Origin of the sequence: Mycolicibacterium helvum (assembly GCF_010731895.1) — a bacterium.
Classification (GTDB): Bacteria; Actinomycetota; Actinomycetes; order Mycobacteriales; family Mycobacteriaceae; genus Mycobacterium; species Mycobacterium helvum.
Map to the genome: position 1 here is coordinate 6,005,327 of NZ_AP022596.1, position 13,563 is coordinate 6,018,889.

11 protein-coding genes are annotated in these 13,563 nt (G+C 67.5%); 3 read left to right on the forward strand and 8 right to left on the reverse strand.

Going from position 1 to position 13,563, the window contains the following annotated elements; genetic code table 11:
* Positions 1 to 27: 27 nt before the first annotated feature.
* From G6N38_RS28280 to G6N38_RS28310, 7 genes are all read right to left on the reverse strand, one after another.
* Entirely contained in the window at positions 28 to 465 is a 438-nt protein-coding gene (locus G6N38_RS28280; protein WP_163751398.1) for a nitroreductase family deazaflavin-dependent oxidoreductase, read from the reverse strand.
* Positions 456 to 1,142: a sirohydrochlorin chelatase gene (locus tag G6N38_RS28285; protein ID WP_163751399.1), complete on the reverse strand. Its 687-nt coding sequence runs from the start codon at positions 1,140 to 1,142 to the stop codon at positions 456 to 458. Before G6N38_RS28285 ends, G6N38_RS28280 begins: the two co-directional genes overlap by 10 nt.
* Positions 1,139 to 2,284, reverse strand: a complete 1,146-nt coding sequence (locus G6N38_RS28290; RefSeq protein ID WP_163751400.1) for a uroporphyrinogen-III synthase — start codon at positions 2,282 to 2,284, stop codon at positions 1,139 to 1,141. The genes G6N38_RS28285 and G6N38_RS28290 overlap by 4 nt, the downstream gene beginning before the upstream one ends.
* Positions 2,256 to 2,621, reverse strand: a complete 366-nt coding sequence (gene nirD, locus G6N38_RS28295) for a nitrite reductase small subunit NirD (protein WP_163751401.1) — start codon at positions 2,619 to 2,621, stop codon at positions 2,256 to 2,258. The genes G6N38_RS28290 and nirD overlap by 29 nt, the downstream gene beginning before the upstream one ends.
* A gap of 48 nt (positions 2,622 to 2,669) precedes the next feature.
* The gene (gene nirB, locus G6N38_RS28300) at positions 2,670 to 5,189 is read right to left on the reverse strand and encodes a nitrite reductase large subunit NirB (RefSeq protein WP_163751402.1); all 2,520 of its coding nucleotides are present in this window, start codon (positions 5,187 to 5,189) and stop codon (positions 2,670 to 2,672) included.
* Positions 5,186 to 6,640: a nitrate/nitrite transporter gene (locus G6N38_RS28305; protein WP_163751403.1), complete on the reverse strand. Its 1,455-nt coding sequence runs from the start codon at positions 6,638 to 6,640 to the stop codon at positions 5,186 to 5,188. Before G6N38_RS28305 ends, nirB begins: the two co-directional genes overlap by 4 nt.
* Before the next feature lie 94 nt (positions 6,641 to 6,734).
* Entirely contained in the window at positions 6,735 to 10,562 is a 3,828-nt protein-coding gene (locus tag G6N38_RS28310) for a bifunctional nitrate reductase/sulfite reductase flavoprotein subunit alpha (RefSeq protein WP_163751404.1), read from the reverse strand.
* Positions 10,563 to 10,662: 100 nt separating this feature from the next.
* Between G6N38_RS28310 and G6N38_RS28315 the strand changes: the two genes are divergently transcribed.
* The 3 genes from G6N38_RS28315 to G6N38_RS28325 all read left to right on the forward strand — a co-directional run bounded on the left by G6N38_RS28315 (position 10,663) and on the right by G6N38_RS28325 (position 13,142).
* Positions 10,663 to 11,274, forward strand: coding sequence for a TetR/AcrR family transcriptional regulator (locus tag G6N38_RS28315; RefSeq protein WP_163751405.1), 612 nt, complete (start codon positions 10,663 to 10,665; stop codon positions 11,272 to 11,274).
* Positions 11,275 to 11,346: 72 nt separating this feature from the next.
* Positions 11,347 to 12,909, forward strand: coding sequence for an MFS transporter (locus G6N38_RS28320; protein ID WP_163751406.1), 1,563 nt, complete (start codon positions 11,347 to 11,349; stop codon positions 12,907 to 12,909).
* Between the two features lie 35 nt (positions 12,910 to 12,944).
* Complete coding sequence (locus G6N38_RS28325) at positions 12,945 to 13,142, forward strand: hypothetical protein (protein ID WP_163751407.1); 198 nt, start codon at positions 12,945 to 12,947, stop codon at positions 13,140 to 13,142.
* Here the strand turns inward: G6N38_RS28325 and G6N38_RS28330 are convergent.
* The gene (locus G6N38_RS28330; RefSeq protein ID WP_163751408.1) at positions 13,139 to 13,558 is read right to left on the reverse strand and encodes an SRPBCC family protein; all 420 of its coding nucleotides are present in this window, start codon (positions 13,556 to 13,558) and stop codon (positions 13,139 to 13,141) included. The two genes, G6N38_RS28325 and G6N38_RS28330, sit on opposite strands and share 4 nt — an antisense overlap.
* Positions 13,559 to 13,563 lie beyond the last annotated feature (5 nt).

Genomic DNA, 13,563 nt, shown 5'->3' on the forward strand with positions numbered 1-13,563 from the left:
ATCAATGGTGCCACCATCGGGGGCTAATCAGTGAATCGGGCTGAGCACGAACACCGGGATCTCACGGTCGGTTTTCTGCTGATACTCGGCGTAGTCGGGGAACGCCTCCACCGCGCGCTGCCACCAGGTGGCCTTCTCGTCGCCGAAGACCTCGCGGGCTTCGTATTCGCCGCTGGTGGTGCCGTCCTGCAGCTCTACCTGCGGATGGGCCTTGACGTTGTAGTACCAGACCGGGTTCTTCGGGGCGCCGCCGAGCGAGGCGACGACGGCGTACTCGCCGTTGTGCTCGACCCGCATCAGCGGCGTCTTACGGACCTTGCCGGTCTTGGCCCCGATGGTGGTCAGCAGGATGACGGCCTTGCCCTTGAGTTCGGTGCCCTCGGTTCCGCCCGACGACATGTACAGCTCGGCGTTTTCGCGCGCCCAGTCCGAAGAACTGGGTTCGTACTCTCCAGTCAGTGGCATGAACTCCAGCCTAGGCCGACCGGCGCGCGGAAGCGATGGGCCAGCAGCGCCACCAGGTCGGGGTGCGCACCCAGCGGTTCGGTCACTGCATATGCGCCGCACTGGCCGAGTTTGGTGTGGAACACCCCGGGCGCCAGCAGGTAGGAAGCGATGAACACCCGCCGCCCGGACCTCCGAAGCCGGCGCACGATATCGGCGACGGACGGCGCGCCAGTGGCCACGAATCCGAGGTGAACCTCCCCTACCAGCGTGCCCAACAGCGCCGCGGCCTGCGTCAGTTCGCGCCGCGCGGCGGGATCCGACGATCCGGCCGCCGCCATCACCACCGCATCGCCCGGCGACCAGCCGACGTCGAGCAGTCGGGCGTGCATGATCCCGGCCAGGACCGAATCGGGCCCCAGCGCTGGGGTGATGGTGACGCATGCGTGGCCACTTTCGGCCACTCGCGCCGGCAAGTCGGTGTTGACGTGGTAGCCCGATGCAAGAAAGGCGGGCACGACAACAACCGAGCTTGCCGTGTTCTCCAGCACCTCACGGGGATTGGGACCGAGTACGTCGACGAATGCGGTGCGCACCGCGCCGACCTGCTCGGCGACGGCCGACGCGATCTCGGTGATGGTGGCCAGCCCCTGGGGATTTCGGGTTCCGTGGGCGACCAGAATCAGTTCTTGCGTCATATCGTGGTGGTGTCCAGTGCCAGGCGATACCCGCGTTTGACCACAGTCTGGACGACGCGGGGGGCGGCCAGCGCCGACCGCAGCCGGGCCATTGCGGTCTCCACCGCGTGGGTGTCGCCGCCCCCGCCGGGCAGTTCGGCCAGCAGCTCTTCCCGGGACACCACCAGCCCGGGTGCCACCAGCAGCCGGCGCAGCAGCGCCATGGCCGCGGGAGGCAGCACCTTGAGGTCGCCGTCCACCTCGACACTGGCGCTTCGAACGCTGATAGCGTGCCCGCCTGCACTGTACTGTTTTGCCAGGCAAGGCAATTCGTCAGTGATCAGCCGGGCCAGCGCGCCAAGCCGGTAGCGCTGCGGGTAACGGGCGTCGATTCCCAGCCGGGTCAGCGGGGTTGCGGTCACCGGGCCGACACAGAACACCGCGACGTCGTTGCGCAGCGCCTTGATCAGACATTCCAGGGCGCCAAGGGCTTTCGCACGCTCTAACGTTGCCGCGACGGCCGGTGCACTGGTGAAGCTCACCGCGTCGACGTCGGCGCTGATGATCGCCGCGATCAACGCATCGACCCGCCGGGAATCCTCCGGCGGCTCCCAGCGATACACCGGGACCTTGACCACGTGGGCGCCCGCCCGGGTCAGCGCATCACAGATATCGGTGTCGGGCTCCCATTCGCTGGCGGCGCCGTGCAGCTGCACCGCGACGCGCAGTTGATCCACCCCCTCGGACAGCAAGCGCTCGAGCACTTCCACCGAAGATTCCGACTCCGGGCTCCACTCCTCGCACAGCCCGGCCTGGCGGACCGCACCGCGCGCCTTGGGCCCGCGAGCCAGGATGCGCGTCGATTCGAGCGCGGCACTGAGCTGGTCGGAGACATCCCAGCCGTGCGCCGCCTCGACCCAGCCCCGAAAACCGATCCCGGTAGTCACCACGACCAGGTCGGGTGGTTGTTCGATGAGCTGCGTGGTCACCCGGCGCAGCTCGACATCGTCGACCAGCGGCACGATGCGGATCGCCGGCGCGTGAACGACGGCGGCGCCGCGGCGCTCGAGCAGCGTGATGAGTTCTTCGGCCCGGCGCGCGGCGGTCACCCCCACGGTGAAGCCGGCCAGCGGGTCAGTGACTTCTGATCTCGACGAATCCATCGACCACCCTGACGTCGTAGACCGGCAGCGCGTATGACTCGTCGTCGAGGCACCGACCGTCGACAAAGGAGAACACCTGCTTGAGCAACGGCGACGCCACGGTCGGCTCGCCGCGCCGATCCCCGACGATGCCGCGAGACATCACCGCGGCGCGGCCGAACGGGTCGATATTGCCGACGGCGGCCAGCGTGCCGTCGGCCAACAGGAACAGCGCGGCTTGCTCACCGTCTCCCAGCAGCACCGCCACGCCCCGACCGGCGAGCAGCGCGCTGCGTGCACACGCGGGCGTCCAGATATCCAGGGCGAGCCCGGCACGTCTATCCGCAAGAACTGTCATGGTTTCAAGCCTCCAAGCCCTTGATAGAGCGGTCATGTTTCACAACTGTTACGGGCGGCTTTCCGCAGCGTTGACGCTGCTCGGCAGGCCCAGCAGCAGGGGCACCTTGCGCGGTCCGGTCTCGTCGAACGCGATCGTCGGATCGGGCTCCCCCGGCGCATTGGCGAAGGAGACGAACCGGCTCAGTTTGTCGCGGTCATTGAGCACGCCGGCCCACTCGTCGGAGTAGCCGTCCACATGCCGGGCCATGGCGTCATCCAGATCGGCGGCGATGCCCAACGAGTCCGCACACACCACATCCCTGATGTGGTCAAGCCCACCGGAGATGGTCTCCTGCCAGACTGCGGTGCGCTGCAAGCGGTCTGCGGTGCGAATGTAGAACATCAAATAGCGGTCGATGTAGCGCACCAGGGTTTCGGAGTCGAGATCGCCGGCCAGCAGCTGGGCGTGCTTGGGGTTGGCTCCACCGTTGCCACCGACGTAGAGGTTCCAGCCCTTCTCAGTGGCGATCACGCCGACGTCCTTGCCGCGGGCTTCGGCGCATTCGCGTTGGCAGCCCGACACGCCCATCTTGATCTTGTGCGGCGAACGCAGCCCGCGATAACGCAATTCGAGGTCGACGGCCATCGCCACCGAGTCCTGCACCCCGTAACGGCACCAGGTGGAACCCACACAGCTCTTCACCGTCCGCAGGGATTTGCCGTAGGCATGGCCGGATTCCATCCCGGCATCCACCAGGCGCTTCCAGATCTGTGGGAGCTGTTCGACGCGAGCGCCGAACAAGTCGATGCGCTGCCCGCCGGTGATCTTGGTGTAGAGGCCGAAATCCCGGGCCACCTCGGCGATCACCATCAGCTTCTCCGGAGTGACTTCACCACCGGGTAGCCGCGGCACCACCGAGTACGTGCCGTTGCGCTGGATGTTGGCCAGGAAATGATCGTTAGTGTCCTGCAGTCCGGCCGTCTCGTCGTCGAGGATGTGATCCGACGACGTGGACGCCAGGATCGAGGCCACCACGGGCTTGCAGATGTCGCACCCGGCGCCGGTGCCGTACTCGGCGATCAGCGCAGAGAAGGTGCGGATACCGGTGGTCGAGACGATCTGGAACAGCTCGGCGCGGGTCTGCTCGAAATGTTCGCACAGCGCTGTGGACATCGCCACGCCCTGCGCCTCGAGCAGCCGCTTGAGCATCGGAATACAACTGCCGCAGGAGGTCCCGGCCGCGGTGGCGCACTTGATGGCCGGGACATCGTGGGCGCCTTGCGCAATAGCTCTGCCGATGGCTCCTTTGGTCACCGCGTTGCACGAGCAGATCTGCGCGTCGTCGGGCAGCGCACCCACACCCACCTGCGCCCCGGCCGGTGAGATCAGCGTCGCCGGATCGGCGGGCAGCGGCTGGCCAACCAGCGGGCGCAGGGTGGAGTACGCTCCTGCGTCACCGACCAGGATCCCGCCCAGCAGCGTCGAAACGTCATCGGATACGACGAGTTTGGCGTAGGTCTGATTGACGGCGTCGTTGAGCACCACCTCCAGCGCACCGGGCGTGCTGGCGTGGGCGTCACCGAAGCTGGCCACGTCGACGCCGAGTAGCTTGAGTTTGGTGGACAGATCGGCACCGGGGAATTCGGCCGTGCCGCCGATCAGCCGATCGGCCACCACCTCGGCCATCGTGTAGCCGGGCGCGACCAGTCCGTAGCAGCGACCCTCGACCGCGGCGACCTCACCGATGGCGAACACCCGCGGATCGGAAGTGGCGCAGCTGATGTCGGTCAGCACCCCACCACGTTCGGCGAGCGGCAGGCCGCATTCGGCGGCCAGCTCGTCGCGCGGGCGTACACCCGCGGAGAACACCAGCAGTGCAGCGTCGAGCCGTTCGCCATTGGACAGCGACACCGTGATGCCGTCACCGTTGTCGACGATCTCGGTGGACGCCACGTCCGTATGCACGGTGATGCCGAGTTCGGTGATGAGCCGGTTCAGCAGCGCCCCGCCGCCGTCGTCGACCTGGATGGGCATCAGCCGCGGGGAGCGTTCCAGCACATGGGGTGTCAGGCCCAGCATCCGCAACGCGTTGGCCGCCTCCAGCCCCAGCAGACCACCACCGACAACGATGCCGACGGCACCGGGCCGCGCTGTTGATGCCGCCGCCCGGATGGCGTCGAGGTCTTCCAGCGTCCGGTAGACGAAGCAGCGGTCCAGATCGCTGCCGGGGATCGGCGGCACGAACGGGTACGAGCCGGTGGCCAGCACCACGGCGTCGTAGCCGATACGCTCCCCCGCTGATGTGATTACGCGACGGCCTTCCCGGTCGATCGCGGTGGCGGGTTCGCCCACCCGAAGATCGACCAGATCGTCTCCGGGGTAATCGTTTCCGGACAATGCCAGCGTTGCGCGGTCCCACCCGTCGATGTAGGAGGACAACCCCACCCGGTCGTAGGCCGCGGTGGGTTCCTCACACAGCACCACGACCCGCCAGGCTCCATCCCGGTCCCGGTCCCGCAGCGCCTCGACGAACCGGTGCCCGACCATGCCGTGGCCGACGACCACGACGGTCCGTTCGGCGGTCATGCGGCCACCGCGGCGCTATCGACGGCGGGGTTGTCGGCAGCGATGACGTTCACCCTCTTCGGGGTCCGCACGTAGGCCACCCAAGTGATGACCGCGCACAGCACGTAGAAGCCGAGGAACACCCAGAAGGCCATCGTGGCCGATTTCGCCGGCGACAGGTAGGACGCCCGTAGCGCGATGTTGACGCCGACCCCGCCGAGTGCCCCGATGGACCCGGCAATGCCGATCAGCGCGCCCGACATCCGCTGCGACCAGGCCCGCTTCTCGGCGGCACTCAGGCCGCCCTGACCGCGCGACTTGGCCTCGAAGATCGACGGGATCATCTTGTAGGTGGAACCATTTCCCATGCCGGACAAGATGAACAGGGCGATGAAGCCGGCGATGAAGGCCACCATGGTGGCGCCCGACGCCGGCCCGGCGGTGGCGTCGTCGATCTCACCGGCCGCCACCAGCCACGCGGCGGCGGCGATCATCGCGGCGAACGTGTAGAGGGTGACCTTGCCGCCACCGAAGCGGTCCGACAGCCAGCCGCCGAGCGGGCGCGACAGCGAACCGAGCACCGGCCCGATGAAGGCGATCTGGGCGGCGTGCAGTGACGCTTGGGCGGTCATCGCAGGGGTGACCGGTCCACCGTGCGACAGCCCGGCCAGGAAGTTGATCTGCAGCACCTGCCCGAACGCGAAGCCGAACCCGATGAACGACCCGAACGTGCCGATGTAGAGCAGCGAGATCAGCCACGAATCACGATGCGCCAGAACTTCGATCATCGACCGCGCATCAGTGCGCTGGTTGGTGAGGTTGTTCATGAACACCGCCGCACCCAGCGCCGCCATGGCGATCAGTACCAGGTAGGCGGCACACACCAGGTGCGGGGACCGATTGCCGACAGTCGCGATGACCAGCAGGCCGAGGATCTGGATGACGGCAACACCGATGTTGCCGCCACCGGCGTTGAGACCCAGCGCCCAGCCCTTGTATCGCTGCGGGTAGAAGGCATTGATATTGGCCATCGAGGAGGCGAAGTTGCCACCGCCGAGTCCGGCGAAGGCGGCCACGATCAGGAAGGTGGTGTACGACGTGCCCGGGTGCGCCATGAAATACAGCGTGAGGACGGTCGGGACCAGCAGCGCAAGGGCCGAGAAGATCGTCCAGTTGCGGCCGCCGAAGCGGGCCACGGCGAAGGTGTACGGGATGCGCAGGACCGCACCGACCAGCGTGGGGACCGCCACCAGGAAGAACTTGCCCGCGGCGTCGATGTGGTAGACGTTCTGCGGCATGAACAACACCATCACCGACCAGATGGACCACACCGAGAATCCGACGTGCTCGGCGACGATCGACCAGATCAGGTTGCGGCGTGCGATTTTCGCGCCGCCGGTGTTCCAGGCGTCGACGTCCTCGGCATCCCAGTCGTCGATGTCGTAGCCACTGCGAGTGGTAGAAGGCTGCATACGTTCACGGTAGAAATTCTTTGTTGCGCCTTCGCGCCACGCGGTGATCGCAGTGTCACAACCTTCTCACTTTGACGCGGGCGCCGCGGTGAGGTCAGTACACATCGCGCAGATACCGCTTGTCGGCGACCAGTTCGCGCTTGTAGTCGCGGGCGGCTTCGGCGCTCAGCTGGCCGTGGGTGCCGATAATCGTGTCCAGCGCGGTGTCGACATCGCGTGCCATGCCGGCGGCGTCGCCGCAGACGTAGAGGTGCGCGCCGTCCTGCAACCACGCCCACAGCTGCGCACCCTCGGCGATCATGTTGTCCTGCACATAGATTCGCTTGCGTTGATCGCGGGAGAAGGCGAGGTCGAGCCGGTTCAAGAAGCCGTCGGTGACCATGCCGGTCAGATCGTTGCCGTAGTAGAAGTTTTCGGCCCGGTGCCGGTCACCGAAGAACAGCCAGTTGCGCCCGGTGTGGCCCAACGCGCGGCGCTCCTGAAGGAAGCCGCGGAACGGCGCGATCCCGGTGCCCGCACCGATCATCACGATCGGCGTGCTCGTATCGTCGGGCGGGCGGAAGTGCGGTGATTTCTGCAGGAACACCGGAACGTCACGGGCGCGGTCGGCCAGGAACGTCGAGCACACTCCCCCGCGCTGCGCGCCGTCCGGCGCCCGGTAACGGACGATCGACACGGTCAACTGCACTTCGTGCGGGCTGACCAACGGGCTCGACGAGATCGAGTACAGCCGGGGTGTCAGGCGAACGAGCACTTCCTGCCACTGCTCGATAGTGGCGTTGACCCCGAAGGCACGAACGACGTCGATCCCGTTGCGCCCCAACCGCCAGGTGTCCAGTTGGGTGCGAGCGGCCCGCAAGTCTCTGGCCGCCGCCTGGTCAACGGTCGTCTCGGCGAGGAAGGCCAGCAGGTTCGGCGTGATTCGGCAGATGTCGTAGCTTTCGGTGAGCGCTTCGCGCAGCGTGCATTCCGCCCCGTCGACCTCGACGACGTCGTCCCCGCGCAGGCCGGTCGCGGCCAGCCAAGCCACGACGTCGTCGTCGCTGTTGGTCGGCAGTACCCCGAGCGAGTCGCCGACGGCATAGCTGACGTCGTGTTCGGAGATGTCAAATCCCAGCTGCCGCACCTCTTTGGCCGCCGATGCCGGGGTGAGTCTGGCGTTGCGCGCCAACCGCGCAGCGACGGGCCTGGCGCGGGTGAACGGTTCGGCGGGCCGAGGGGCTGCGGGCGCGTCCAGCGCTACCGGTGCCGATTCGCCCACGTCGACAAGCTCGATCACCTGCCGGGCCCACACTGTCACCGATTCCTCGTCGTGGACCTCGCAGTCCCTGCGGTCGAGCAGCCGGGCACCACCGAGCTCGGCCAGCCGGGTGTCGAGCGACCGGGCGTGGCCGCAGAACTGGCCGTAGGACCGGTCACCGATTCCCAGCACCGCGTACCGAAGCCCGCGCAGCTCCGGGGCATCCGGCGCCCGCAGCCGGTCCCAGAAGCCGGCACCGTTGTCGGGCGGATCACCGTCGCCGAAGGTGCTGGTGACCACCAGGACGTCACGCTGCGCGAGATCACTGACCGGGCAGTCGTCCATGCTCACCAGCCTGCCCCCAAGTCCGGCCGCCTCAAGCTGGTCGACCAGCCCGGCCGCGAGCTCCTCGGCATTTCCGGTCTGCGATGCCCACAGCACCCACGGGCCGGGAGCCGGGGCGGGTACGTCGGCATTCATCGACGGTTGTCCAGCGGCGGTCGTACTGGCACGCAGAGTCCTGTCAGGGCGCAAACTCACCGCGCACACTTTCAGTTCCGGTTGCAGCGAATCGGCATCAACGGCGTCGCTGGTCAAGGCGTTGATCGCCAGGTACTCACCGTGTTCGTCGTTCCAGTGGAAGGGCGCGAAACAATTACCCGGCCGGACCCGGTCGGTGACGACGGCGGGCAGCACAGCCCGGCCCCGCCGGGATTGCAGTTCGACGGTGCGTCCGTCGCAAATACCCAGGGCGGCGGCGTCATCGGGGTTGATCTCGACGAAGGGGTTGCCGTTGAGTTTGTTCAGCTTGGCGACCCGGCCGGTCTTGGTCATGGTGTGCCATTGGTGGGCCAGCCGGCCGGTGTTCAACACGAAGGGATAGTCGTCGTCCGGCAATTCACGGGCGTCCATGTGCGGCCGGGCGTGGAACACCGCCCGGCGCGACGGCGTGGGGAACGCCAGGACACCGTCGTTGAGATAGCGAATCGGGTGCCGATTCTGCTCGTCGCCGGGCGGGCACGGCCATTGCACCGGCGTCTCGCGCAGCCGCTGATAGCTCGCGCCGCGAATGTCGTATCCGGTCTTGGGATTGGCGAACCGCCGGATCTCGTCGAAGATCTGCTCGCTGGACTCATAGCCGAAGTGCGCACCGAATCCCATGGCGTCGGCGACCTGACAGATCAGCTGCCAGTCCGGGCGGGACTGCCCGGCAGGTGAAACACATTCGCGCACCATGGTCAGGGTGCGTTCGGAGTTCACCATCACCCCGTCGGCTTCGGCCCACAATGCCGCAGGCAACACGACGTCGGCGTAGCGGTTGGTGGCGGTGTCGCGGTAGGCGTCCTGGGTGACGACCAGCTCCGCGGTCTCCAGGCCGGTGATGACGGTGGTGCGGTTGGGTACGGTGGCCACCGGGTTGGTACAGATGATCCAGCAGGCCTTGATATCTCCGGCTGCCATCTGCTCGAACATGTCGATGGTGCCCCGGTTGGTGTCGGCGCGGATCGTTCCCGGTGCCAATTCCCACACCGCTTCGACGAAGGCCCGATCGTCGGCGGAGGCCACCGATCGCTGACCGGGCAAACCTGGTCCCAGATAACCCATTTCGCGGCCGCCCATCGCGTTGGGCTGGCCGGTCAGCGACATCGGGCCGCTGCCGGGCCGGCAGATCGCCCCGGTGGCCAGGTGCAGGTTGCAGATGGCGTTGGTGTTCCAGGTGCCGTGGGTGCTCTGGTTGAGGCCCATCGTCCACAGCGACATCCAGTCACCCGCCTGCCCGATCATCGTTGCCGCGGTGCGGATATCGGCTTCGGTCAGGCCGGTGAGTTCGGCCACCCGCGCCGGGGGGTAGTCAGCGAGGAACGCTTCCATGGCGTCCCAGCCCTCGGTGTGTTCGGCGATGAAGTCGGTGTCGATATCGCCGGAGGCCACCAGCAGGTGCAGCAGGCCGTTCAGCAGCGCGAGGTCGGTGCCCGGCCGGATTTGGAGAAACAGGTCGGCCTTGTCCGCGGTGGCAGTGCGGCGCGGGTCGACGACGATCAGCTTGGCGCCGGCCCGCATCCGGTCGGCCATCCGCAGGAACAGGATCGGATGGCAGTCGGCCATATTCGCGCCAACGACGAAAAACAGGTCAGCACAGTCGATATCCGAATAGGAGCCGGGCGGGCCATCGGCGCCCAGCGATTGTTTGTATCCGGTCGCCGCGCTGGCCATGCACAGCCGGGAGTTGGATTCGATGTTGACGGTCCGGATGAAACCCTTGGCCAGTTTGGTGGCCAGGTACTGCGCTTCCATGGACATCTGCCCGGAGACGTACAGCGCAATCGAATCCGGGCCGTGTCGGTCCAGGATCGCGCGCAGCCGGGTGCCCACGGCCGCGACCGCGTCATCGACAGGCGCGGCGACGAACTCCTCGCCGCGCGCCGGACGGATCAGCGCATCGATCGCACGGCCTTCGGTGTTCCCCATGAGGTCGGCGTGCGTGGCCCCCTTCGTGCACAGCCGGCCGAGATTGGTGGGGTGAAGCTGGTCGCCGACGATATTGGCGATGACCGGACCTCCCACGCCGGGCTTGGTACGCACGTCGATGCCACACCCGACGCCGCAGTAGGAGCACACGGTACGGATGGCCTCAGCGCAGTCATCCCGGGTAGCCACGGCTTCACCGTGCCCGGCGGACATTACGGGAGGCGCCGGGGCGCGTTATCGCGACGATAAACCGCGCTCACTTTGCCGATAGCGACGGTGTGAGAACTCCCGCGGCGATGTAACACTTGTCAACATGGCGACCGCCTCTTACCACCACGGCAACCTGCGACAGGCCCTGCTCGACCACGGTGTCGCGTTGGCTAGGGCCGGTGGGCCCGACGCGGTGGTGCTGCGCGATGTCCAGCGCCTGGCCGGCGTCAGCAACTCGGCCGCCTACCGCCATTACGCCGACCGGCAGGCATTGTTGGCAGCGGTGAAGGCCAACGTCATGACCCGGTTGGGCGAGGCGATGGTCGCGGCGCTGGATGCCGTTGCGGCGCAGGGGACGCGGTCAGACCGGGCACTGGCCCGATTCCGGGCCACCGGCCAGGCCTACATTGACTTCGCCCTGGCCGAGCCCGGGCTGTTCCGCACCGCGTTCCTGCCGGACGGCACCGAACCCGCCGAAGAGGCGGTGCCGGCTGACCGCCATCCGTTCCAGATCCTGCGCGGCTGTATCGACGAGGTGGTGGCCGCCGGCATGCTCGCCGAGGACCGCCGGGACGGTTTCGACGAGGCGGCCTGGGCGGCCGTGCACGGTGCGGCGACGCTGTTCCTTGACGGTCCCCTCGGCATGGCGGGCACCGATCGCCAACAGCTGATCACCGACCGGCTGCTTGACGTGTTCGCCACCGGCCTGCAGTAGTCAAATGTTGACAGCGCTAACTTGCGCTGGCATGCTCCGGGATGTTATCGCCGTCAACATGAAGGTTCGCCCATGTCCGTCGACACCCGCTCCCCCGAGTCACCGCACAGCGCGCCGCGGCGCGTCCGGCCCGTTGCGATCCTCGCCGTGGTCCTGGTGGCCGCGCTGGCAATCAACATCGAGACCACGATCGTCAATGTTGCTCTGCCAACGCTGAATTCGTCACTCGGCGCCTCGACACGAGCTCTACAATGGATCGTCGACGCCTACAATCTGGCGTTCGCCGCACTGGTGCTGGCCGGTGGCACCGTCGGCGACCGCTTCGGCCGCCGCGGCACCCTGATCGCCGGCCTGATCCTGTTCGCGCTCAGCAGTGTCGCCGCCGCCCTGTGCACCTCGACCGGACCGCTGATCGGCATGCGGCTGGTAATGGGGGTGGCCTCGGCCCTGATCTTTCCCACGACACTGGCGATCATCACCGACACCTTCCGCGATCCGCGGCAACGCGCTGCCGCCATCGGCGTGTGGGGGGCGGTGACCGGGTTGGGCGTGGCGATCGGACCAATCCTCGGCGGCGCGCTGCTGGAGGTGTTCTGGTGGGGCAGCCTGTTTCTCGCGCTCGCACCTATCGCGCTGGCCGCCGCACTGGCGGCCCCGTTCATCATCCCGGCCGCGTCCCCAGACCGGCACAACCGGCTCGACGTCGGCGGACTCGTACTGTCGGTGGTCATGCTGGGCGCGCTGGTCTACACCATCATCGAAGCCCCGGATCGCGGCTGGAGCAGTGCGCCGACACTGACCGGCTTCGCCGTCGCGCTGGCCGCCGCAGTGAGCTTCGCATGGTGGGAACGGCGCCAGCGCTATCCGTTGATCGATGTCAGTTTGTTCACCAACCTGCGGTTCAGCGCCGCCAGCGGCGCGGTGACGGTCGCGTTCTTCGCGCTGTTCGGGTTCATCTTCCTGATCACCCAGTTCATGCAGCTGATACAGGGTTACAGCCCGCTGGAAACCGGGGTGCGCATCCTGCCCGTGGCGCTGTCCATCGCCGTCGGTTCGATCATCGGCACCCGGCTGGCGGTGAGTCGGATCGGCACCAAAGCCGTTGTCTTCGTTGGCCTCCTGCTGCTGGCCGCCGCATTCGGATGGATCGCCGAAAGCGACCTGAGCATCACCTACCCGACGATGGCCATGCAGATGGTGCTGCTCGGCGGCGGACTCGGGCTCACCACCGCGCCGGCCACCGACTCGATCATGGGGGTGGTGCGGCCCGAGCAGGCCGGCGCGGGGTCGGCCGTCAACGACGCCACCCGTCAAGTGGGCGGCACCCTCGGCGTCGCGGTGATCGGCAGCATCTTCTCGACGCTCTATATCCGGCATCTGGCCGACAGTCAGGCTCTCGGCGCGATGCCGCCGTCCGCTCAGACCGTGGCCCGCGAAGGCCTGGCTCAGGGCCTTGCGGTGTCCGCCCAGGCACCGTCGCCGCTGGCCGGCGCGGTGCGTGGTGCCGTCGACAACGCTTTCCTGGCCGGCTTTCAGGCCGGGTGCCTGACTGCCGCTGCGGTCTGCGTTGCCGGCGCCGTATTCGCGCTGGCAGTGCTGCCCGCACACCCGAGAACAGCATTCGGCGAATCATAAGTTTCGGACACCCGAAAACGATGTATAGTCGACCCATGACAAGCTTGGACCGGGTGCAGATCGCGGGCGTACCGTGGCCGCGCTACAAGCTCGTCGCGCTGGCACTCGGCCTGATCGTCTTCGTCGCGGTCGGCCTCGTCACCGCCAGCGCCGCACCGGCCGTGCTGCTGGCCGCGGGCACCTCGACCGCGGTGTGGCTGGTCTTCGGCCTGCGCCGCCCGCGCCGCCGCTAGCGCTCAAGAATTCGTTTCAGGGTGGCCAGGTCGGCCGCCACCGCCGCGGCGTCCGCCGCATAGTCCTCGTCGGACATCTCGGGCCTGCGCCGCAGCGTGAACACCACCTCGCACCAGTCCTTACCGGCGGGCACAACCCGCAGCGGATTGAACACCGGCTCGCCGGACGGCAGAGTGACCACGTGGTCGAGCACCCCGAGATCGTTGGCCGGCGTGAATTCGATGGTGATCTCCCCCATCGGAGACTGCGCCACCCAGGTGTCGCCGACCCGGGTCAGCTCGCTGCGGGCCAGGCCCGCCGCCCACTCGGGCACGTGCGCCGGATCGGCGGCATAGCGGTACACGTCGATCGCCGAGCGATTGATCCACGCGCTGAGGTGCCGAGACTCGTTCGCGGCGTCGACAGAATCGTTCATGGTCC